We start from the raw sequence: 23,418 nt of genomic DNA on the forward strand, positions 1-23,418 counted from the left end.
CTGGTTCGGTTAAGTTCGGTTAAGGTTGCTTTAGCTCGGCTTCGTGCGGTTCGGGCTGAAGTGAACCGATCGGCTATCCGCGTTGCCGTTTCCTCGCGAAGATCGCGATCGCACTCAGGCCCGCAAGGACAGCGAGCACTGCGGCAGAAACCGCACCGAGCGGATCGCCCACCTGGGGGATGCCCTTCTTCGGCGTATCCTTCGGCGAGGTGTCGATGGGCTTGGGAGTGTCGCCCGGATCCTCAGGGTCGGGGTTTTCGGGCGGATCCACCGGATCGGGCGGATCGGGCGTATCGAGCACTTCGAGCTCGAAAGACGCTGCGGGCTTCTCAAGCTCGCCGGCGTTGTGCGCATCGGTGGCCCTCGCGGTAATCGTCGTCGTTCCCACCGCAAGGGGCGTAACCTCGCCCGTTGCCGGATCGACGGTCGCCACGCTCGGATCGCTCGATTCCCACGCAAGCGTCGGGTCGTCGGCGAACACCGTCTCGGTTGCGGGCAGCACCGTACCCTGCGAAGCGAACACGTTTCCCGGCTCGGCAGCAGCCGAGAACGAGCCGTCTTTCAGCTCGACAGTCGCTTTGTTCGATTCGAGCGCAGGTGCCGTAACGGTAAGATCGTTCACCAAACCGGTAAAGCGGCAAGCCGCAAACGATGCGTCGCTCGCGCCCGCGATCACCGGATCGATCGATTGGGCAGCGATGCCCGTATGCACTCGCTCAAGCGTGAGCTGCGGGTTGTTTTCCGCAACGGGATCGATTCCGTGAAAGTCAATGCCGTAGAATTTCACCTTGTCGGCCGAAACGGCATCCATCTCAACAAGGCTGTCCTTGCCGAACGGCACAAGATCCGCCTCCGCAAGAGCGCCGGCAAAGGGCGTCGACGCATCGCCGGCCGCCCTGATGAGCACGTAGGGGTCGGCCGTGTCGCAAAACGTGGCTGAAAAAGCCGGGACGTCGAACGAAGGAACAACACCGTTTTCGTCGGCGACGATTCGGATATAGGCCTTCGTAGTCCAACCGCGGCCCGACCTCGCATCCATCGTCGTCGTGTCGGCTGGATAGGGCTGGGCCACCCTCGTCAGCACGGTATTGATGCCAGCAAGCTGCGATTCGACCGACTTGTAGGCACTGCCCGATCGCACGATCCACGACTTGTCGACGATGTCGTAGATCGGATACGCCACGTTGTCGGGAATGGCGGAAAGCGAATTGTATATCTTGATCGTATCGGTGGTATACGTGCTCGTGCTCGTGTTCATGACCGCATAGCGGTACTCGGCGGGCACCGTGAGGTTGCCGAGCGAATAGCTTCTCACCGTGATGTAGTTGCTGGCATCGTCGGTGACGAGCGGACCCTTGAAGGCGGCGTCGCCCTGACGCAGTTGGCCCACCGTTGCAGCGGTCGTGTGATCGAAGTACAGGCGCTTGGTCGAGTTCGCGTTGAGGAAGGTGATCTTGCCGACGTTGACGTTGGTTCCCGCATTGAGCTGCAAGTAAGCGTACGCACCGCTCGTCTTCACGTTGTCGATCGTGATGTCCTCAAGGTTCACCTGCCCCGTGTTGGCGAGCACCGTGTTGATGGCCGAGCGGTTGTTGGACGATCCGAAGTTCTTGATCGTGCAGTTCTTCATATAGAAGGGCTTGTCCCCCGCGCTAACGGAGATCACGTAGTGGCCGCGGCTGCTCGCAGAGGACATGCCGTTGTTCTGACCGTCGAACACGAGGTTCTCGTAGCGTACGTTCGCATCGTTGACCAGATACCGCTCGAGGCCCGGAGTCGATGTGCGCGGGGCCTTGGTGAATACCGCGGGATTCGATCCGCTCGGATCGGCGAGGCCGACGATGGCAAGGTTGGGGCCCGTTAGCGCCGTGTAGTTGTTCACGTGCTGGTTGTGGAACGTGCCGCCCTCGACGAAGATGGTCACACCCTCAGCCGGATAGACGCGGCCGCTCAGAAGCCCGCCCGCCCCCGTGAGGCCGCCGCCTGAATTGAACAGGCCATCCTCGCAGTAGATTATTCGAGCGGTGAAATCCTGTCCGCCATAGGATACGGTCGTCGTTTCGTCGGGCCCGTAGGCGGCGTAGATCGGATCCTGCGTGATCAGGTAGTACGCGCGGTTCTCAGCTGCGTACGGAATGGTCGACTCGCGATATTCGCGCTTGTTGAACATCTCGTTGCTGCCAGCATCGGCCAGCGTTTCGGGGGCGCTTCCGTCGAGCATCACCGTCGCATGCGCCGTCGGGGGAAGAACCATTAAGAGAAAAGCCGCACACGCTGCCACGATAAACGTAAGAACAGGCTTGGCGAATCTCGAAAAGGCGGTGTCGAAAACCATGGCATCCCTTTCGATAGAGTGTAATAACTTACGTAGGATAGCATGATTTTTCAAATTAAGGAAGTTATTACTAAATAACTTCCAACTTCGGATTGAAGCGCGCGAAAAAACGCCGGCACGCGCTTGCATGCCGGCGTTTCCCCGTTCTATCGTCGTACAGGCTTATCTGCCTTCGCCCCGAGCCGAGCGCCTGCGGAGGATGATCGCAACCAGCATGCCGAGCACTCCCACCGCAGCAAGACCCGCAAGTGTTGCCGGACCGAGCACCCAGGCCCGATCGCCCGTTTGCGCGAGCGCCTTGGGAACCTGCGGGGTTTCCGGCGATTGAGGTGTCGGCGGTTCGGGCGTTTTCGGGCTCGGCTCGGGAGGTTTCGGCGTTGCGGGCTCAAGCTCGTTTTCCAGCGTAATCTCTATCGTCTGGCCCCCTTGGCTGTACGCGACCTCGAACGCATGGGGCGTCCAATCGAGCTTGTAACCCTGAGGCGCTTTGGTCTCGATAAGGCTGTACGATCCCTCGGCAAGCCCCGTTACCGTTGCGCGGCCATCGGCATCGGTCATGATGCCTTCCTCCACGATGGCGCCCATCGTATCTTGAATCTCGAACTCGGCACCTGCAAGCGGATTGCCATCCGTGTCGGTTTTAAGGATACGGAGCTCGCCTGCGAAGCGCTCGTTCACGTACGGGGGTAAAACGAGGGGATCGACGATCTTGGCGCTGTCGCTGCGATAGGAAACATCGAACTCCAGCGGCTCTCCGAGCACGTAAGGATACGGCGCTTCGATCTCGCTCAAGCGGTAATGGCCGGGTTCGAGCCCTCGGATGACGATCGAGCCGTCTGCCGCCGACTCGAGATCGAGCGGGGCAGGAAGATCGGCGACCGCAGTCCACGACGAACCGTCAAACCGCTCGAGCGCGAACTTGGCTCCGGCAACGGGATCGCCGTCGGCATTCTGCTTCACCATGCTTACCTCGGTCAGATCGTTCTCGAGTTCGAAGGGAGTCGAATCGGCTTTGAGCTCGATTTCGATCCCGTTCGCCAGCTCCTCGCTCATAGTGTATCCCGGTGCGGGTTCGACTTCTTTGAGCGTGTACGTTCCCGTCACGATGCCCGCATAGGTTATGGTACCGTTCTCGTCGCTTTGAGCGACGCCGCCGACGGGCTGGCCGTTCGCGTTGAACAGCTGGAACTTCGCTCCGGCGAGGTTCGCGCCGTCCGCATCCACCTTGTGGATGACGAGATCTTTGCGCGTCCCTTTCAGAACGCCTTCGCCCTTGTTCAGCTCAACGAGCACGCTGCTCGTCGTGTTGTCGTCCACCTCGATCTTGTTGGTGCCCGTGATCTTCGCCGTATTGGTCGTTTGACTCATGGGGTTGTTCGAATCAGCGTAGACCGTTGCGCGGTAGCTGATCACGTACGCGCTTTCGATCGTGTTCGCAAAGGCGATCTTGAGCTGCCATTGTCCCGTACCGTCTTGCACGTAATCGACCGTGTAATCCGTATCCTTCTTGAGTACGGCTTGAGGATCGACGGTCAAATTGCCCGCTGCATCCACCGTTGTTCCGTTTACGACAAGCGAATCGAGATCAACCGATTGATTGCTCGATGGCGTATCGGTAACGAGCACGTCGGAAAGCGTCGAGTTCGCGGGGTTCACCGTCAGGTTCCACGAGGCGTAGCCATCCGCATCCTGGATACCGCTCTTTTCGACGAGCGAACCCCCATGCTTCACCGACACCTTTGCCGAGAGCGATATGTCGCCGGAAGTTTCAGCCTCGTTGTGAAGTATTGCCGTATTGTCGTACGTGGCCGCGATGACCGTTCCCGAAACCGAGGTGTCGAACTCGATCCAGTACAGGTTGTCTCCGTCGGGGAATCCGACCGTAAGGGTTTGGTTGTTGCCCTCGCCCGGAAGATCGATGTCGAATTTCGCCATCTGTTCAGGTGTCAGTTCGGTGCCCTTGACGGTGGAACCGTTCGATCGAATCGTGTACGGATAGATTTTGAGCGACCCGTCGACATACGTTTGCCCCGGCAGGATCGCATCTTTGATCGATGCGTTCAACAAGCCGGTTCGCGCGTAGTTGACGAGAACGCTCCAGGTGATCCTCTTTTCGACGGCGTTGTACGATCCCGACTTCATGCCGTTCGAACCGTCGGGCGGCGTGGGTCGATACGTTGCCGTGTAGTCGTTGGTATGCGTCGTGCCGTCTGCATCCTCCCACGTCGAAGCCGCGCTGTTGATGAACGTCTGGCTTCCGTCGGGGGGATTGCGCATTGCATCGTACTTCGTCGTGTACTCCACTTCGAATGCGTGGTCGGTCTTGGCGTACGCGCCCGTGAACTGCATGTTGAACCCGATGTGGTTGCCGTTTGCATCGGTCGAGAGGAATAGGAGGTATCCGTCTTCGCCGAACGATTGCACTTCAGGAACCGTTGTGCCGGCGGTCTTGTCGTATACGACGATCGCCCCCGAGTCGGCTATCGTATGCGAGAGCCCGAGCACGAGCGAATCGGTCAGACGGAAATCCTGCATCTCATAGCGGCTCGTGTTGATGTCGATGGACCACGTGAGGGTCTTCGCGTCCAGATCAGCATGCTTCATCCGCTTGATGATGTTATGCTGCCCGATCGTGATGCTGTCGTGGGCGACCGGCGGGGGCGTGCCCTCGGTAAGAGCCGTGTTCACATACGTCTTGTTGGAATCGACAACGCTCGTCACCTTCGTCTTGTACGTCACAAGTACGGGGTAATCCACGCCGCCGTTAAGATCGACCCTGATGCGGTGCTCGTCGGGATTGTTGGAAAAGGTAAACCTGCCGACTTCAGCGCCTTCGATTATGTCGCTGTCGACCACCGCCTTGCCCTGGCTGTCGAACTTCATCTTCTGCACCGTCACCGACCCGTCGACGTACTCGAGATCGGGGTAGTCGCAGATGTCCTCGACCCACGCGCTGCCCGCAGGAATCGCATGGCCGCCGTAGTTGTACTGCACCCTCCACGTAATGGTACGGGTCGAAGGATCGTAGGTAGCGCCCGACTTGTCGAGCGTCTTCCCGAAATGCGCAGAAACGCTAGCCTGCGCCGGCAAGCCCGCCGTTCCCGCCTCATCGGAGTGGAGCACGGCGGTATTCGTGAACGAGACGCCGCCGCCGGTCTGAGGCTTCACATCCTCGTTGATGGTCGTGCGGTAAACGAACCGGTATGCCTTGTCAGTCGAATCGTACGGCGCATTGAGCGCGACGGTCGATCCGTCGGATGATGCCATGTAGTCGGATGCGTCGAGTTTGATCCAGCCCGCACTGCCTACATCGCCCACCACGTTGCCGTAGAAATCGACGGGCACCTGGTACACGTCGACGCCGGCAAAGGTGAGCCCTTGGGGAAATTCCTCGGACACCGAGCCGTTCGTCATCTGCTTGAGGCTCTTGTTCACGTCAACCGACCAGATAACCGCCGTGGGGTTGGTGGGCTGGTCGAAGGAACCCGCCTTCGCTACGTCGCTGTCGGTTGCCGGCGTGATCGTGATGCTCGTCGGCGGAATGTTCTTCTCGTACGGCACTTCGAGCGTGATCTTGCCCGGCTCGCCGATCGTTTCGGCGTTGAAGCCGCCCGAGAAGCCGAGCGTCCCCTCGACGTCGCCTTGGCCGTTTATCGCATCGGCGAAGGCGATGGTCACCTTCGCAGGCGCATCCTTACCCGAGGGGGTCACTTTGAACGTCGCATACACGACGCTCGGATCGTCGGGGTCGGCAAGAGCTACATCGTTGATGCCCTTGCCGATCGAGATATCCTTCGGCAAGTCGAACGAGTAGGTATCGCCCGCCTTGATCTGAGCGGTCACGGTCGCAGGTACTTTCAGGGGGAACATCATATGGATGCGAGAGTCGATCGTCGGATCCTGGCCCTGCGGAAGAGGATTGCCGCTCGCGTCGGTCAGATCGACGGTCATGCCGCCGACGATCGTGCGGTCGGCATCGGGCGTGCCTGCGGGCCAGAGCGTCTTGATGTCAACCGGATTGCCATCGCGCAACTCGACGGCATCGCCTTGCAGCGCTTCGCTCGAAGACGCTTCGCCTTTATCGCCAGCCTCCAGGATGTCGGTGCCTTCGAGCATGCCGTCGGCGTCTGGGCCGTCTGGAGCATCGGAGCCGGAGTTATCCGCCGCATCCTCGCCTGCGCCCTCGGTATCAGAACCCGCCGCATCGCCTTCGCTCGGATTACCGGCTAAAGCATCGTTGGCAGGATCGCCTTCGCCTGGAGTGGCCGCAGGTTGGCCCAAGACGGCACCCTGCTGTTCGCCTACCGCTTGGGTGGGCTCTATGGTAGTTGGTTCGGTCTGCCCATCGCCTGAGGCGAACGCGGACAGCGGGACGATATTGATCGCCAGCAGCGCTGCCATCAAGTATGCGAGCAGGCTTTTTTTCGTACGGGGTTTCACAACAACCTCCATCAACGGTTGATTAGTATCATGGTTCCATGATGGTGTTTTCGTTGAGCAATCAACGTGGCGTTCGTTAACCGATGACGGGCTATTAGCGTATTGTTACTTCAACGATACCGTATCGGGACCGATCATTTACCTTCGTCGCCGTATCCGCCTGGAGCTTCCAATGGGCGCGGCATTCGCGTCGGGCGCAGCAAAGCGAGTGCATACGCGCGACCCTGATCCGATCGCACGGTGCATACGGTGTACGTGCGGTGCGCGAGAAAGGTTCGCTCGCCTACAGATCGAGTTTGAGATCGCCCGGCTTGATCCAGCCGAAGCGCCTGAGCAGAAGACCGGTCGCCCACGCAAGCACGGCAGGCAGCACGAAGCAGATGAGCACGAGCCCCGCCCAATCGAAGGCCGTGATGGCCGGCTTGAGTCCAGCCGCCACATCGTTCACCCATCCGGTATAGACGCCGATCTGACCGACGAGCCCGCAGGTACCCATGCCCGACGCTACGGCAGGGCCGTTCNCCCGGGCCCCCGCCCACGCGACGGCCGGGAGGCCCGGCTTGCGCCCAGCCGCCACATCGTTCACCCATCCGGTATAGACGCCGATCTGACCGACGAGCCCGCAGGTACCCATGCCCGACGCTACGGCAGGGCCGTTCATCTGCAAACCGAACACGCATGTGGCAAGCGGGCCCGTGATGGCCGCCGCAACAGTCGGGGGAATCCAGATGCGCGGGTTCTTCACGATGTTGCCCATCTGGAGCATCGAAGTGCCAATGCCTTGGGCGACGAGCCCGCCAACACCGTTTTCGCGAAAGCTCATGACCGCAAAGCCGATCATCTGCGCGCAGCACCCCGCAACCGCAGCCCCGCCAGCCAAACCCGTCAAGCTCAGCGCCGCGCAGATGGCCGCCGAGCTGATGGGCAGCGTCAGCGCAACGCCCACGAGGACCGAAACGATAAGCCCCATGAGAAACGGCTGCAGATCGGTGGCCCACATGATGGCACCGCCGACCGCACTCGCCGCAGCTCCGATTGCGGGCGCCCACCACAAGGAGAGGCCGACTCCGACTCCGATCGTCACGATAGGCGTGACGAGAATGTCGATCTTGGTCTCCCCCGATACGGCTTTGCCCGCCTCGGCTGCGAATATGCATACGACCAATACGGCGAGCGGGCCACCTGCACCCCCGAGCTCGTTGGCCGCGCCGCCGACCGCAGCAAGCGAGAACAGCACGAGCGGCGGACACTGGAGCGCGAACCCGATGGACACCGCCATGGCGAAGCCCGTCGCCGCCTTGGCGAAACCCCCGATGGTCACGAGCGCTCCGATACCGGCCTGCTCGCCGACGGTGGAGAGGATCGTACCTATGAGCAGCGAGGCGAACAGCCCCTGCGCCATGGCGGACAGGGCGTCGACGCCGTAGCGTTTGGGCGATATCTCGATGTTCTTGCGGGCGAGAAACCGCTTGACCTTGCCGCCCTGCCCGTTTTGATGCGCATCGCTCGCAACATCGGCGTCGGCGCTTGTTGCGCAACGGGCAGAATCGGATCGCGCTGCAGCGCCGAGCGCTGCCGAACGCACCGTCGATATGGTCATGGTGGTCTCTCCCTCACGCGGCATCCGCCGCACGGCATCGCGCATGATCGGTGTCGCCCGACGGAATCGGACGCATGCCATGCTTTGCAGTCGAGAGACCATTGTATCGCGGAATGCATGCCGGTTCAGGGCGTCGGGCGCATTCGCTTCCCTGCGGCGGAGCAATGCAAGGGACGAACGGACGAACCGTCTGTCGGACATCTGAACGCCGAAGCGCAGCTACGACGTTTCAGCCCTATCCTGAGATTCGCCCATCGCCGAGAACGTGCCGCCGAACGCCTCCGATAGCTCGGCGATCACATCGGCGAACGCCTCAGCGGCATTGTGGTCGATGTTCTCCCCGATACGGTCGATGAGTTTGTCGAGTTCTTCGAGAGCGCGCGCACCCACCGATTCGCCCTTCTCGGTCAGATGGATGCGCAAAATGCGCTGATCGCGCTCGTCAAGACGAAAATCGAGAAAGCCCTTCTTGTGAAGCGCGGCAAGCACCGTTTTCGCATTCTGGTGGGAGCAGCGGGCTTTACGGGCCATGTCGCCCAGGGAGGGGCGCTCTTCGAACGAGCGGATCATGGCAAGGAACATAACCTGCCTGCCGGTCAGTTCATCGAACCGTTTCCTGCCCATCTGTTCGATTTTCTCGGAAAGAGCCAGCGCGTCGTCGAACACGCGATAGTATACCGATTCGTTATGACCACCAGCCACCTGCCACCGCCCTCGCCGAAGGGAAACCCTTAATTGATACTTTATTTATAGTAAATATACCGCATTCGGGCGGCATTCCGTACCAGAATATATAATTAATTACCAACATTGAGAATTTTCGCATATATGGAAGTTATTATGTTTATGCGGGGTATGATAAACATAATACAGGCAGAACTTGAAATCGTGCCTACCGCATCGAGCGTATGCCTTCGAGGTCCGCAGGCGAACGTCTGACGGCAACGTGTCGCATCCGCGGCAGAAAACCGCTGTTTTTCGTCGTCGCGAAGCGACTTTTGATTTGCGGACAAGCCAGCCGCATCCAAGCGGCTTGATCTTCCAGATCAGCGACGCGCCAGAGATGCACTTTCCTTCGGCCGACCTTACGACGCGACGAAAATCCTTTGTTTTCTGCCATCTTCGGACACACTGAGGGGGATTCATGCTTTCAGGCAGCGAAACATCCGCCAACCGTCAACGGGCACCGACAGACCCCGAAGACCGCGTGGCTGCCGATCGGGCTACGAACCCCTCGGTGCAGGTCGTATACCGGGATTGCGCCTCCGCTAATCAGGCGTTCTTCTCTTCGAGAATGGCCAAGGCGGCCGCATAGCCCCCCGATCCGTACGAGAGGCATTTCGAGACGCGGGCGATCGTCGTTGCCGACGCGCCGGTGATCTGCTCGATCGCCGAGTATGACTTGCCCGCCGCAAGCAGTCGGGCAACGTCGAGCCGCTGCGACGTCTCCTTGATCTCGCGGATCGTGCACATGTCCTCGAGGAGCGCGAAGATGATGTCGGGATCGTCGAGCTTCGCAAGGGCGAAGGCGAGGTTGTCAACCTCGGGTGTTCTGAGATCGCTCATTTACCTTCCCATTCTCATCAGGCCGTACTCTACCGAATCGACGAGCGCGTTCCACGAGGCCTCGATGATGTTCTCGGAAACGCCGATCGTTCCCCATACGCCGTGCGCATCGCGCGAGGTGATGACGACGCGGGTGATGGCATCGGTGCCCACGTTCTCGTCGAGGATGCGCACCTTGAAGTCCACCAGCTCGATTCCCGCGACCTCGGGGTAGAACTCGGTGATCGCCATGCGCAACGCCGTATCGAGCGCGCCTACAGGGCCGGTGCCTTCGCCGGTCGCTACGAAGCGGTGGTCGCCGACGTGGATCTTAATGGTCGCCTCGCTCATAGCGTCTTTCGCACGCGCCCCCGAGTCCTCGTAGTCGTCGACGATCACACGGAAGCTCTCCAAGCGGAAATGCGGCTTGAAATTGCCGAGAATCGCCTGGAGGAGCATGCAGAGCGAACCGTCGGCCACTTCATAGGAATAGCCCTCGTGCTCGCGTTTTTTGATGGTGTCGAGAATCTCTTGGGTCTTTTCGGGCTTATCGGACAGATCGATGCCGAGGCTTTTCGCCTTGGCCACGAGCGATGCCTTGCCTGCGAGCTCGCTCACCAGCATGCGGGTCGTGTTGCCCACCAGCTCGGGATCGGCGTGTTCGTAGGCTTCGGGGAACCGTGCAATGGCACTCGCATGGAGTCCGCCCTTGTGCGCGAACGCCGAAGCGCCCGTGTAGGGGTGGTGGGTCGGCACAGCCATGTTGCACGTTTCCGCTACAAACTGCGAAACGGCCGTCAGCTGGCGCAGGTTATCCGGACCCACGGTCGAACGCCCCATCTTAAGTTCAAGATCGGCGATGGTGGTGAGGATATCGCAGTTGCCCACGCGTTCACCGAAACCGTTGACGGTGCCCTGCACCTGCGTTGCGCCCGCTTGCACGGCCGCAAGCGTGCTGGCTACCGCGCAGCCGGTATCGTTGTGGCAATGGATGCCTATCTGCTGGCCGGGAAGCTCCCGCACGACGGCGCGGACGATCTTTTCAACCTCGAAGGGCAACGCTCCCCCGTTGGTCTCGCACAGGTCGATCGAATCGGCCCCAGCGGCGCTGGCCGCACGCACGCACGCCATGGCATACTCGGCGTTCGCTTTGTAGCCGTCGAAGAAATGCTCCGCATCGAAGACGACGCTCACGCCCTTGGATTTGAGGTAGGCAACCGATTCGCCGATCATGCGGAGGTTCTCATCAAGCGACGTGAGCAGCGCACGGGTTACCTGCTCATCCCACGTTTTGCCCACGATGGTAACGATGGGTGCCCCGCTGCCGAGCAGGTCGGCAAGGCCCTTATCGTCTTCGGGAGCGGTGTCCTTCTTGCAGGTCGAACCAAAAGCGGCGATCTTTGCATGCTTGAGACCCATGTCCTGCACGCGCTTGAAAAACGCAATATCTTTGGGGTTGGAAGCCGGATAACCGCCCTCGATGAAATCGATTCCGAACGCATCGAGCCGCTCGACGATGCGCAGCTTGTCCTCAAGCGAGAGCGTAATGCCCTCGCTCTGCTCCCCGTCTCGTAGCGTGCTGTCGTATGTCAGTATTCGCTGGTCCATTACGGCTTCGCTCCTTTTCGGATCGCAGGGATCGGGTTCGTTCGGAAGACCGTCCGCGCCCTGAGCGGCGCAGGCCTCCTCATAGCGAAAGGCGAAACCGCTTGGCGCAATCCGCCGAAGCGGTACGGAAGCGGTTTCGCCCTGCAATGCGGCGTATGCTAAATCTCGGTCAGCCAGTCGGCGTATTCCTCGATACGGCCGTACACGAGATCGAAGAAGCGCTTCTGGAGGGAGCGCGTGATCTCGCCGGGCTTGCCGACAACACGGCCGTCCACGCTGCCGATGGGGGTAAGCTCCGCAGCGGAGCCGGTCATGAACACCTCGTCGGCAATGTAGAGGTCCGAACGGGTCAGGCTCTCCTCTACCGAAGGGATCTCGAGATCGTCGGCCAGGCACAGCACCGTGTCGCGCGTGATGCCCTCGAGCAGACCGTCGGATAGCGGCGGCGTGGAAAGGATGCCGTCGCGCACGATGAACAGGTTCTCTCCCGTGCCCTCGCATACGAGTCCGGCCTCGTTGAGCATGATGGCCTCGACGTAACCATGCTGCTTGGCTTCGAGCTTCGCAAGGATCGAGTTCATGTACGACGCCGTGGCCTTGATCGCCGGGGGGATGGCGTTGTTCGAACGCTGACGCCACGACGACACGCCTACGGCAACGCCGTTGTCGAGGGCATCTTCGCCGAGGTAGCTGTCCCACGGCCACACTGCGATGGCAACGTCGACGGTGGCGCCCGTGGGGTCGACCCCCATCACGCCGTAGCCGCGGTACACGATCGGGCGGATGTAGCAGGCCGGAAGGTTGTTCTTGCGGATGAGCTCGACGGCGGCATCGCACAGCTCGTCGACCGTATAGGGAAGGTCGATCAAAACCATCTTGCAGCTGCGATGCAGGCGTTCCATATGGTCGCGCAGGCGGAATACGTAGCTCTTCTTGCTATCGGGATCCTGATAGCAGCGAATGCCCTCGAATACGCCCGATCCGTAGTGCAGCGAGTGCGACAGAATATGCGTATTGGCCTCAGCCCACGGCACCATCTCGCCGTTCTTCCAGATGTAATCGACTGGTGTTATATCAGCCATCGCGCACCCTTTCCTCTCGCCGTTCGTGCTGGTTAATGAATCTGTTCATTGTACTCCAATCGGCTAAAGCGAGAGGAGTTTTCTGGCAGCGGGAGGATTTTTCAACGAAAGGCACAGATTCGGCTGCTGCATGCAGAGGCGCGCCGTAACGGCGCGCCTCGTTGCGTATGCCAGCCGGCCCATGCGTTGCCGACGCTCGCGTTGCTAATCCAGATCGAATATCACCGAACTATCGGGTTTCCACGCGTATTCATCGCAGGGAATCGCCTTGATGTAGGCTTTCGCCACGTCGAGAGCAACGGAGTATTCGTCACCGAAGAAGCGGATCTCGGCGATGTCGCCCGAGGCAGCCTCTATCTTCTCAAGGACGCCCTGATGGACCGCACTCGTTGACGTAAGGAGCACGACCGACCCGTGCATCCCCTGGAGCGCTCCGCCTGCAAGCGCATCGGAATGCTTATCGGAGCGGGTGATGGCAAGGTTGTCAAACGACAGGCGTTCGGAAGGATCGCGCGCCGGATCGGTTGCCCATTCTGCAATGAGCAGGGATGTCTCGATGCGATCGGCTCCGCCAAGGCGAATCGCATCGCCGGGGGCGAGCCCCGCCGCGTTGCGCACCTCATCGACGGCCGATTGGGGAATGGCATTCTCGTCGCCGAGTACGAGCACGCGATCAAAGCCGCCTGCAGCAATGGCGTCTACCGTGGATCGGTTGAAGGACTGCTCGTCGAACGAGCTCAAGAACACCGGGCTCTTCGTAGCCGCCGCCCATGAGGAGACCGAGAGCGAATCGGGGAAATCCATGGAACGCGCAAGGATCGCCGTCTTCGATGCGGACGCTCCGACTTCCTCGTAGATCAACTCGGCCGTTTGCTGACGGGCGGCTCCGCCTAAACGAACGATCTCTGCCTCAGGATGGATTGCGCCCAGTGCAGATTCCACCTCGGCCGACACCGAGTATACGCTTCCGATGATGTATATCTTCTCGACCGCGTGCGCAGCCTCCACCACCGACCGAGCCGCATCGCCCAGGTAATCGGGCTGGGTCAAAACGATCGGCGCATTGCCGCGAGCGCCCGAAAGGGAGCTTGCCGCAAGGGCATCGGGGAAGTGCTGATCGTCGCCCGATGCAACGATCAGGGTCTTTTCGGTGGCGATGTCGCGCCCGTACGTTGCCACTTGTTTCGAGGTGGTGAAACGGTCGGCGCCGAAGAGGCGCGCTATGGTCAACACGTCGGGGCTCGGATCCTCCCACTTCGCATGCAGGGTCATGGCCGCGGTTACCGGATCAGCGAAGTTCCATTTGGCCGTAAAGCCCGCATCGGTATACCAACCTTCGAGCACCTGATCGTCTTTGGTAAGACCGGTCGGCTCGGTCACCGACGCCCCCGCCTCCACGCGCGCATCGGCAACCGTTTGAGCGGTGTTGGTAACGAAGGAAACGGTCACGTACTGGCTCATCGGAGCCGGGCGGTACGCGTTCCAGCTCGACGGATCGAAGTAGTTCCTATCAACGGAGCTGTTGCGCACGTAGTCGATCGCGTAGTCCTTGGAATCGGTGCCATCGAACGCCGTCAGCTCGACGGAGCCCTCGACGTCGGTTGCCGTCTCGGGGAACCAGAGTATCACTTCACCATCGGCGTTGGTGATCACGTCGTTGATGCCGTACACGCCCACGCTCGGAGTCGTTGCGCAGGCGACGCCGTCAACCGATCCAGCCGTCACCGCAGCAGAAGCAACACCCACCGTGAGGATGCTCGGGAACACGTTTTCGCCCTGGCTGTTCTTCCAGTTGCTCTGCCCGTATCCGATGATATCGGTATCCCGACGGTTGCCGTATTCGGAGAACACCGATCCGCCGTTGATGATCACCTGCTCGGCTCCGATGCCGGCGCGGCCGTTGCTCACCGTGGGGCTGAACGGCTTGGACTTCGCCACCACCGTACCTCCGTTGATGGTCACGACGCCTTTGTTCAGGTTGCTGCCGTCGCCCGCGCCGATGGCGTGGGAGTTCGAGGTCCAGCCGTTGGAGGTGGCCTCGATGAAGCCGCCGTTGATCGTCAGGTTCCCGAGCACGCCGCCCTTGCCCGAGCTGTAACGGCCGCCGGCGCCGATGCCGGGGCCGAACGCGAACCCGCCACCCGAGGCGGAGCTCGCTAGGCACGCGGCCTTGATCGTACCCGAGTTGATGATAAGCGACGTTAGATCGGTATCCTTGCCGCCGCCGATGCCGGCGCCCGAAGTGGATTCCGATGCGGGAACGGGCAGGCCGAGCCCCGTATCGAACAGGGTTGTGGCGCTGTCGCGCGGCACCTGCGACGAGGCGACGACCGTCGGATTGCCGTCGATCAGGATGGAGCCGACCGACACGCGGTTCGTGGTCGTATCCTTGCCCTCGCCCGAGCCGATGCCCGCACCGTAGGTTCCCTGCGACGCCTCGACGACGGCGAACACATCGCCCCCGTCGATCTCGATGTCAGCGACGCTGCCGTAACGCCCCGAGCCGATAGCGGCGCCGTATGCCGTGCCGCTCGATCCCGATACCGCCTTGACGGCGCTATCGGCCAGAAGGATCGTGCCCCCAGCAGACCCGTAAGCGCCCGACCCGATGATAGCGCCGGTATTCGAGCCTTGGGCCGCCTTCGCGACAGCCGTCACCTCGGAGCGTTCGATGGTGATGTCGCCCGACGTGACGGGGATGTCGGTATAATTCGATGTGTTGCCGCTGCCCGAGCCGATGAGCGCACCGTTCACGCTGCCGGCAGCCTTGGAGCCCGCAACGACCGGAGTCGCCGCAATGTCGACGACGGCATCGCTCACGAGGATTTCGCCCGAAACGCCGATGTACCCCGAGCCGATGATGGCGCCCCTGAATCCCGCGCCGGGATACATGGTGGTTGCCGTATCGGTGTTCTCCACGCGGGCGTCGACCAAAAGCGCTACGTTCTCGATCGTGATCGGACCCGAATCGGTGTTTCCTGCGCTGCCGATGGTTGCCCCTGTAGTGAATATGGCCGCCGAGCTGTTCGCGCGGATATGGGTGGCCTCGACCGCCAGAACATCATCGTCCGCACCGGTTTCGCCGGAGACGGTGAGCGTCGCCCCAGCGGGAACCGAGATCACCGCATAGCTTCGGGTGGCCGAGGTCGCGGTGTTCTTGATGCTGTTTGCCGATCCTCGCACCTTGAGATCGACAACCGCCCCAGCTTGGATCGCAATGCTCGACGCGTCGGTCTTTTCGAGGTTGACGGCGTCGAGCACGATGGTTCCTTGGAAGTCAGACGCCACCGTTACGACCGCATCGGATGAGGAAGAAGATCCCTTGAGCGTAACCGTGCCATCGTGAGCCGTTGTCGCGCCTCCGACGACGGCGTTGGTTCCGTCGATCGCGATCGTGCTGTTGGCAGCAAGCGAAGAAAGGTCGATTTCCGCTCCGGCCAAGAGCTCGATTCCCTCGTCTTCGGCCTCGCCGTCGATATCAAGCACTTCTGCGGCAACCGCGCCATCCTCGAAAGAGGAATCCCCGACATCCGCAGATGCATCCTCTTCTGCTGCGCCTTCTCCCGAAGCGGCATCCTGTCCGCCTTCGGCACCCCCTGCCCGATCTGCATCAGCGTCGGCGAGAGCATCGGCTGAGTCTCCCGGCCGAATTGAAGAAACGCTATCGGCATCATCCGCTTTCGCATGCGGAGGCGAAATGAGACCGAACCCGGGCGCGAGCCCAAGTGCGAGCATTGCAGCGACAACCAAGCGCAATGCTCTTGATGATGAAACCGTTTTCCTGTTCATTGCTTCCCTTTCAGATTCCGAATCGTCATTGGCATCCATCAGCCGACAGCACCATGTCCGTCGGCGAAAAGATCGCTCTTGCGCGAGCCGTAGCGCAGCGGCGCATGCATCACCGAGAGGAGCACGCCCATGCTTCGAAAAAGCGATCGGCATTGGCCATAACCGCGTTGAGCTGCTCCCGAACCAGCTTGTGATCGATATCGAGATGGCTTTCGGGACACGCGCTTACGATCCCCTCGCCCGCTTCGGTAAGGCGAATGACGATCTTTCGCTTATCGCCCGTCTGAGACCCCACGACGGTAAGATAGCCCCGCTCCTCGAGCCTGTTGACGAACGTTCGGGCCGCTTGGGTAGAAAGCCGATTGTCCCGAGCAACCTCGGTCAGACTGGCGGACTCCCCGTGTTCGGAAATCGCAGCAAGAATGAGGTACTGCCGCGCCGTCAGCTGCCCGTATTCGGATCGAAGGAGCGTATCGGTTTCCTTCTTGATGTCGAGGCAGGCCTTCATAGCTTCATGCATGGCGCCCCCCACTCGCCCGGTTCGATGCAAGAGTGCAACGCACGCGTCTGCTCGCCAGTGAAACGGCAAGCGAAGCCGTCCCCGTTATCGATGCCGATGCTTTATCGAGTCGCCTGCACGATCGAAACGCGTGCGTTAACGATGATGGCGTGCGGGTCTCCATCGCAGACAAACGGATGCCCGTTCGTCGCCCAACCCGCCTCGCGCCGCAGAAAAGCCCATTGTCGCCCGGAGGCTGAGGAGGCGATGAAAATCTACCCCCCCCCGAGTCATACGTTTGTTCGCTATCGTTTGCCTCATATGCTGCCTTTTCGCATTCATGTACTAGATTCCCTATTATTTATGCAGGATACTATATTTCTCAGATTTAGGAAATACTTTACATATTTTCTTGGACAGCGCTGCGAAGCGGATCGCACTCAAACGCGCATGCGCCCGCGCGGATGCGGGCGCACCTATCGATCGGGGAAGGGTTCCCGAGGCCGACGACCACCGGCTCGATCTCAGCCGCGCATACCGCGCCGCACATCGCCGGGAGTTCCAGCAGCCATCCCTCCCCCGCCCATGCCGAGACCCCCCATACCGCCCGTTGCCGTAGCCGAAGCGGTTATCGACGTCGATGAGCCGCCGGAAACCGTACCCGAATCGGCGTATCCGTCGCCGTTCGCATCGGTGAGCGCGCCGCCGACGACCAACCGGTAACTGCCGCCCTCCTCGAACGCAGGCGAGCTGGCAAGCACCATGCCGAACTGCTTGGCCGGGGTGTAGGACACGAGTACGGCCCCCGACTCGTCGGTTACGGCAACCGTCTCACCGGCGTTGCCGCTTACGGTATTGAACGAAAAGGGCTGCTCGCCGCCCGTAAAGCTCTGCGCCATACCGGTCGAACCGACCATAAGCACGGTGCCGCCCGTGATAGTGGCCGAGAGGTCGTAGTCGAATGCTCCGTCGCCGCTGCTTGTCGGCCCCGTCACGAGCAGCACGCCTCCCGCGATCTCGACGTTGCCGTTCGAATCCACGCCGTCGCCGTCGGCCTCGAGCACGGTGTAGCCGCCGTTGATCTGGATGAGGCAATTCTCATCGCCCATGGTCGCACCTCCCTCGGCAAAAGCGTTGTCGGGTGCGCCGCCGTTCTGCATGCGTTCGCTATCCCCCTCGCTCGACTGATCTGATGAGCCGGGGACCCTATCGCCTGCCGGAGCCTCGCTGCCTGAAAAATCCCCGCCGTCGGGCGCGCTCNCGCCGGTCGGCGGCTCCATCGACCCCGCTGCGCCCGCATCGGCCGTATCGGCCGCCGCGGCATCTTCGGTCGTTGCGGTTCCGCCCTCTTCGGCTAGGGCTTTGTCGGCAGGCGTTTCAGCCGCTGCGGCGTTGATGGCGTCATCGCTTGCCACGATGTGGGTCGTACCGTCGTTGATGACGAGCTTCTCGGCTTCATAGCCTTCGTAGCAGCTCAAGATATCGATGGTGCCGCCGTCGATCGTGAGCGACGTTTCCGCATGCACCGCATCGTCGCCCGCGTTGATCGTTATATCGCCCCCCGCAATGAGCGCATCGAGATCGCTATGCATCGCATCGTCCGCAGCGTCGATGACGATCGTTCCGCCGGTAACGCGCAGGTAGGTGACCGCTTGGATGCCGTCATCGCCTGCCGTAAGATCGAACGTCCCGCCGTCGATGCCCACAAAGCCGCGCACATCGTCGGTATCCTTGTTCGACTTGATGCAATCGGCTTGCGCGTTCACAGTGAACGCCCCGTCGAGGATCTTCACGCAATCGCGGCCGCGCAGGCCGTCCTCGGCCGCGTCCACGTTGTAGGTGCCGCCCGTGATGACAAGATCGTCCTTCGAGCAGATCGCATGCCGATACGAGCTCGTCACGTCAAGCGTGCCCGTTCCGTTGATCGTAAGATCATCCTTGCTGAACAGCGTCGCATACGGTTCGTCGGAACCCTCGTCGAGCGCGTACTGCGCCCCGTCGCTGAGCGTGTTCTGCGATCCGTCTGCCAACGTGATGAAGCACTTGTCAGCTTGCTTGATGTAGATTGCCGGGCCGTCCTCGTTGTGAATGGTCGCGCCGTCAAGCACGATTTGAACCTTGGCGGTATCGGCGACTTCTACCACGAGCTGCCCGTCGGCAAGCTCGCCCGAAACGATATAGGTGCCCTCGTCCGTTACGGTTACCGTNCGCCCCGCGCCGTTCCGGTTCCCGCCGACCCGTCCGAGGCCGCCCCCGACCCTTCGACGGCCGATCCCGCCTGCGACAGCGCGATGCGCGTCGCCGATGCTTCGTCGTAGCTCGCATCCTGATCGCGGTCGGTGTATTCGAAGTCCATGCCCGCAACGTTTGAGGACGATACGATTTCCCCGCTTGCCGTCGAGGAGTCGGTTGAGGCGACGTCGATCGAGGCGGTTGCCGATTCGCCAGTCGATTCGGCAGGCGTCGAACAGGCAGGCAGGCAGAGCGCCGCCGCAAGCCCGACCGAAAGGACGAAGCATCCGATGGTTTTTCGCATAGGCAAACCGCGATGATCGCAGGCGGTTTTCGCTTCTCGTGCTTCTTCGATAGCGTGGCTCATAGTTACAGCACATCCCTTGCAGCGGCCATCCGGCCGCAGGTAATCTTGAGGTTCCCGTTGCGGTAGCGCATCTCGTCGATCATGCCCTTCTCGAACTCGGGCCCTTTCAACTGAATCTCGTATTCAAGCTGAAAGAGGCTGCCCATGTTGGTGGTCTGCACTTCAACGAGCTCGTGCGCGGACGTGTAGCGCTCGAACACATCGTCGAACAGACCCGTGTAATCGAGATCTTCGGGGATCGTGATCTTGAGCGATTTTCCCGGCTCCTTCTTCTTGCCGAAAGGCGAGACAACGTAGACCACGTTGGCGATGCCGACGATAACGGTGAACACGGCCGCAAGCCAGAGAAAACCCATACCCGTGGCGAGCCCGATGGCCATGGCGAGAAACACGCTGCCGATATCTTTGGCGCTGCCGGGAATCGAACGGAACCGCACGAGGTTGAACACGCCCATAACCGCGATTCCCGCACCGAGGTTGCCGTTGACAAGCGTGATGACCATCTGCACGATGAGGGGCAGAAGCGCCAACGTAACCACGAAGTTCTTCGAGTAGTTGTGCTTGAACATGTAGATGAGCGCGATGGCGCAGCCGAGCGCCAACGACACAAGGCAGCAAAGCAAATAATCGGCAGACGAAACGCTGGCAACCAACGATTCGCTCGTTCCGAACACCGACGTGAACATTGAATCAAGCATAGGTTCTCTTCCTTTCGTTTACCCGAACATGGCGCCCGCGAAGCGCTTCTTCACCCGCATGCCGCGCACGAACCGCCGTGTCGTTTTCGTTGCGCCCGCGGCGCGTACCGGCGAAAGACGCCGCCGGGACGACCGCGTCCGCCTGCGTATGCAGCGGCTGTTCCCGTAGCAGCGAGAGATAAGCCGTGCCGTATTTGGAAAACGGTTGGGGATACGCGCGCGCCGCGCTTAGGTCATCGACGAGCCACTGCGGCAAGGGCCCTGCGTTCTTGATCTCCATGATCACCTCGCCGGGATCCGTAAGCGGCTCGAGGCGATCGGTGCGGTGAATGGCTTTCGCCTGGGAATCGGCCGCAATATCAGCATCGAACGTGATGCGCAGCTCGCCGCCCAAGGGGTCGGCAAACGCGCTGCGGTCGCATACGACGAGCATCGAGGGGGCCAAGCGTCCGTACCGCTCCCTGAAAAAGTCGATTTCGGCGGCGATCTGGATGCTGCGGAGAGAAAGAGACTGTTCGGCGGCAAGCGGATCGGCGAGGGGGGCTTTGGCGCAAGCGCCTTCATAGGGCTCGCCCGCAAGATATGCCTGCGCCGCCGCGAGCGTCATCGAGACGCGCCGTTTGAACACGATGCCTTCGAACTTCTTCTTTATCTCGATGAAAGCCTGGGCATCATCGGTCGCCGCGCCGTATATGCGCAGGCGGAGCTTCTCTTTGTACAGCGGCTTGTCGAGCGAGCGCTCGATGAGCCTAAAGTCGGGCGTGTCGAAATAGAGGCTGCTCACCTGCGAAAAACCGAATTCGGAAGGTTCGAGGCGTTCTTCGACTGCAGCGCGCAGGAAACGGTACTGCTCGGGACTCAAGCGGTACTTCATTTCCTTTCGCGCAAATACGTCTGCATAGGTACTCATGGCGTTGTTCCTTTCCCGTGCCCGAAACCCCTGTGCGGGTTGTTAACCGCATGCAGGACTTCGATGATGCGGTATGCTACGGGTCGTTCCTTAAATCGCCCTGAAACGCTTACGCAGCCCGCCGGCGTTCACGGAACCGATGCAGTTTCAGGGCAATTTCAGCCAAGCGGGTACAATGGATGCAACGCATCGGCAGCCCGTCGCCCGCTTGCGAAACGAAGCGGGGGCGGCTCAAAAGGAAAGGAGCGCCGCATCATGCAGATACTCGTCGTCGAAGACGATATGCGCCTTGCGGCCGCCCTCGGCCACATCCTCGAGGAGAACGGCTACGGGGTCGATCTCGTGCACGACGGGGCAACGGGCCTCGAATGGGGAGAAAGCAGCATCTACGACATCGTCATCCTCGACGTGATGCTGCCGAAAATGAACGGATTCGACGTCGTGGCAGAGCTCAGGCGCCGCAAGGTGACCACCCCCGTCCTCATGCTCACCGCCCGCGATGCCATCCCCGAGAAGATCACCGGGCTCGACAGCGGAGCCGACGATTACATGACCAAGCCGTTCTCGCCTGCCGAGCTGCTCGCCCACCTCCGCGCGCTCACCCGCCGCCAAGGCGAAGTGGTTTTCGAAACCGTCGAATTCGCCGACATCGCCCTCAATCTCGAAAGCTTCGACCTCGCCTGCAAAAAGAAGACGATCCACCTGGGATTGAAGGAGTTTTCGATCTGCAAGATCCTCATGCTCAATCCGAACCAGGTCATATCGAAGGAAACCCTCATCTCCAAAGTGTGGGGCATCGAATCGAGCGCCGAAGACAACAACGTCGAGGCTTACATATCGTTTTTACGCAAGAAGCTTAAATTCCTCGGCTCGTCCGCCTCAATCGAAACGCTGCGAAAGGCCGGATACCGCTTGACCGCCGAGGTCGGCGCCAACGGCTCAAGCGCCGATAGCGAAGCGAGGGCCGTCTCGTAGACGCCATGATGAGAAAGCTCCGCATCAAGTTCGTGGCGATCATCATGGCGATGGTGGCCGTCGTCCTGCTCGCCGTGTTCTCGACCATCTGCGTCATCAACTACCAGCAGGCGGTAGGCGATGTGTACGCAGCGCTCGATTCGGCGATCGACCACGACACCATGCCGAAAAAAGAACTGCCCCCCACAACGAATTCCCCTGACGGCGGCGAGCAGGCGAACGTCCCCACCGACGATCCGGAAGGCGGAAAGCACTTCGAGATCGGCGGCAAAGGGGAAGGCAGGCGGTTCATCCCCGTAGCAGTCTACGAGATCGCTTCCGATAAAACGCTCGCGGCGGTTTCCGACGCGACGACGGCCTCGATGACCGACGAGGTGCTTGCGCAGGCATCCGAGCAGGTTGCCGCCGCACAGGACGGATCGGGCCAGCTCGATTCGCTCGGCCTCTACTACATGAAGCGCACCAACGACAACGGCACGTTCGTGGCATTCGCCGACATGAGCTCCGCTTCGGAATGGCAAACGCTCGCTTTAACGCTTGCAGCCGTGGGCATCGGCGCGCTGCTCGTGTTCTTTGCGATCAGCCTGCTCTTTTCGAGGTGGGCGCTGCGCCCCGTCGAGGAATCATGGCGAAAGCAGCAGCAGTTCGTTGCCGATGCGTCCCATGAGCTGAAAACCCCGCTCACCGTGATGCTTGCAAACACCTCCATCCTGCTCAAGCATCCCGAGAAAACCGTCGCGAGCCAAAGCCAATGGGTGGAGGCCATCGAAACCGAAACCGAGAGCATGCAGAAGCTCGTGGGCGACATGCTGTTTCTTGCGAGCTCCGACGCCCCGAAGCGCGAGTGCGCGTTCTCCCCCGTCGATCTGAGCGACATCGTCGAGCGCAATCTGCTCCAATTCGAGTCGCTCGCGTTCGAGCACGAGATCGAGGTTTCATCGACGGTCGAAGAGAGCATCTGGATCGACGGCAATGCCTTGCGGCTCGAACGTCTGGTGAGCACGCTTCTGGACAACGCCTACAAGTACGCGGGCGAGCACGGGCGCGTCGACGTGGCGCTCGCCCGCACCGAACGCCACGTCGAACTATCCGTATCGAATTCGGGCGCCGTCATTCCGCCCGAGGACATCCCCCGCATCTTCGACCGCTTCTACCGCGCAGACAAAGCGCGGATGCGCAGCGATGGCGGCTACGGGCTCGGCCTTGCGATCGCACGCGGCGTCGCCGAAGAGCACGGCGGCGCCATAGCGGCCCGCAGCACCGAGGAGAAAGGCACGACGTTCACCGTAACCTGGGATGCGAAAGCGCTCGTCTCACCCGATGGCCGGTAAGGCTGCT

14 protein-coding genes are annotated in these 23,418 nt (G+C 61.0%); 2 read left to right on the forward strand and 12 right to left on the reverse strand.

All coding sequences use genetic code 11. The features are described from left to right. Nucleotides 1-73 precede the first annotated feature (73 nt). The 12 genes from C1722_RS14170 to C1722_RS14225 all read right to left on the reverse strand — a co-directional run bounded on the left by C1722_RS14170 (nt 74) and on the right by C1722_RS14225 (nt 21,105). Nucleotides 74-2,335, reverse strand: coding sequence for an Ig-like domain-containing protein (locus C1722_RS14170; RefSeq protein ID WP_219724321.1), 2,262 nt, complete (start codon nt 2,333-2,335; stop codon nt 74-76). A 162-nt stretch (nt 2,336-2,497) separates the two neighbouring features. Then, nucleotides 2,498-6,775 (reverse strand): collagen binding domain-containing protein, encoded by a 4,278-nt coding sequence (locus tag C1722_RS14175; RefSeq protein WP_180995275.1) that lies wholly within the window; start codon nt 6,773-6,775, stop codon nt 2,498-2,500. Nucleotides 6,776-7,058: 283 nt separating this feature from the next. Further along, nucleotides 7,059-8,576 (reverse strand): PTS sugar transporter subunit IIC, encoded by a 1,518-nt coding sequence (locus C1722_RS14180; protein WP_425319385.1) that lies wholly within the window; start codon nt 8,574-8,576, stop codon nt 7,059-7,061. An 18-nt stretch (nt 8,577-8,594) separates the two neighbouring features. Continuing rightward, nucleotides 8,595-9,077, reverse strand: a complete 483-nt coding sequence (locus C1722_RS14185) for a helix-turn-helix domain-containing protein (protein ID WP_102380008.1) — start codon at nt 9,075-9,077, stop codon at nt 8,595-8,597. Nucleotides 9,078-9,647: 570 nt separating this feature from the next. Further along, nucleotides 9,648-9,941: a YerC/YecD family TrpR-related protein gene (locus C1722_RS14190; RefSeq protein WP_102380009.1), complete on the reverse strand. Its 294-nt coding sequence runs from the start codon at nt 9,939-9,941 to the stop codon at nt 9,648-9,650. Beyond that, entirely contained in the window at nt 9,942-11,528 is a 1,587-nt protein-coding gene (gene cimA, locus C1722_RS14195) for a citramalate synthase (RefSeq protein WP_102380010.1), read from the reverse strand. A gap of 158 nt (nt 11,529-11,686) precedes the next feature. Further along, entirely contained in the window at nt 11,687-12,610 is a 924-nt protein-coding gene (locus C1722_RS14200) for a branched-chain amino acid transaminase (protein WP_102380011.1), read from the reverse strand. A gap of 204 nt (nt 12,611-12,814) precedes the next feature. Then, the gene (locus C1722_RS14205) at nt 12,815-16,399 is read right to left on the reverse strand and encodes a cell wall-binding repeat-containing protein (protein WP_180995276.1); all 3,585 of its coding nucleotides are present in this window, start codon (nt 16,397-16,399) and stop codon (nt 12,815-12,817) included. 109 nt (nt 16,400-16,508) lie between these two features. Next, nucleotides 16,509-16,919, reverse strand: coding sequence for a MarR family winged helix-turn-helix transcriptional regulator (locus C1722_RS14210; protein WP_102380013.1), 411 nt, complete (start codon nt 16,917-16,919; stop codon nt 16,509-16,511). A gap of 503 nt (nt 16,920-17,422) precedes the next feature. Next, the gene (locus C1722_RS14215) at nt 17,423-19,510 is read right to left on the reverse strand and encodes a carbohydrate-binding domain-containing protein (RefSeq protein ID WP_425319386.1); all 2,088 of its coding nucleotides are present in this window, start codon (nt 19,508-19,510) and stop codon (nt 17,423-17,425) included. After that, complete coding sequence (locus C1722_RS14220) at nt 19,500-20,195, reverse strand: DUF4956 domain-containing protein (protein ID WP_102380014.1); 696 nt, start codon at nt 20,193-20,195, stop codon at nt 19,500-19,502. Before C1722_RS14220 ends, C1722_RS14215 begins: the two co-directional genes overlap by 11 nt. Further along, the gene (locus tag C1722_RS14225; protein WP_102380015.1) at nt 20,188-21,105 is read right to left on the reverse strand and encodes a polyphosphate polymerase domain-containing protein; all 918 of its coding nucleotides are present in this window, start codon (nt 21,103-21,105) and stop codon (nt 20,188-20,190) included. Before C1722_RS14225 ends, C1722_RS14220 begins: the two co-directional genes overlap by 8 nt. A gap of 255 nt (nt 21,106-21,360) precedes the next feature. Between C1722_RS14225 and C1722_RS14230 the strand changes: the two genes are divergently transcribed. Both C1722_RS14230 and C1722_RS14235 read left to right on the forward strand, forming a co-directional pair. Next, nucleotides 21,361-22,080 carry a response regulator transcription factor gene (locus tag C1722_RS14230; RefSeq protein ID WP_102380016.1) on the forward strand — a complete coding sequence of 240 codons (720 nt, stop codon included), beginning with the start codon at nt 21,361-21,363 and terminating at the stop codon, nt 22,078-22,080. Between the two features lie 5 nt (nt 22,081-22,085). Continuing rightward, nucleotides 22,086-23,411, forward strand: a complete 1,326-nt coding sequence (locus C1722_RS14235) for a sensor histidine kinase (RefSeq protein ID WP_102380017.1) — start codon at nt 22,086-22,088, stop codon at nt 23,409-23,411. Nucleotides 23,412-23,418: the final 7 nt, after the last annotated feature.

It is taken from the genome of Raoultibacter timonensis (assembly GCF_900240215.1).
Lineage (GTDB): Bacteria > Actinomycetota > Coriobacteriia > Coriobacteriales > Eggerthellaceae > Raoultibacter > Raoultibacter timonensis.

Bases quoted from the DNA above. Each gene is read 5' to 3' on its own strand.
- C1722_RS14170 (WP_219724321.1), bottom strand. From the start codon at position 2,335: ATGGTTTTCGACACCGCCTTTTCGAGATTCGCCAAGCCTGTTCTTACG.
- C1722_RS14190 (WP_102380009.1), bottom strand. From the start codon at position 9,941: ATGAGCGATCTCAGAACACCCGAGGTTGACAACCTCGCCTTCGCCCTT.
- cimA (WP_102380010.1), bottom strand. From the start codon at position 11,528: ATGGACCAGCGAATACTGACATACGACAGCACGCTACGAGACGGGGAG.
- C1722_RS14200 (WP_102380011.1), bottom strand. From the start codon at position 12,610: ATGGCTGATATAACACCAGTCGATTACATCTGGAAGAACGGCGAGATG.
- C1722_RS14205 (WP_180995276.1), bottom strand. From the start codon at position 16,399: ATGAACAGGAAAACGGTTTCATCATCAAGAGCATTGCGCTTGGTTGTC.
- C1722_RS14210 (WP_102380013.1), bottom strand. From the start codon at position 16,919: ATGCATGAAGCTATGAAGGCCTGCCTCGACATCAAGAAGGAAACCGAT.
- C1722_RS14220 (WP_102380014.1), bottom strand. From the start codon at position 20,195: ATGCTTGATTCAATGTTCACGTCGGTGTTCGGAACGAGCGAATCGTTG.
- C1722_RS14225 (WP_102380015.1), bottom strand. From the start codon at position 21,105: ATGAGTACCTATGCAGACGTATTTGCGCGAAAGGAAATGAAGTACCGC.
- C1722_RS14230 (WP_102380016.1), top strand. From the start codon at position 21,361: ATGCAGATACTCGTCGTCGAAGACGATATGCGCCTTGCGGCCGCCCTC.
- C1722_RS14235 (WP_102380017.1), top strand. From the start codon at position 22,086: ATGATGAGAAAGCTCCGCATCAAGTTCGTGGCGATCATCATGGCGATG.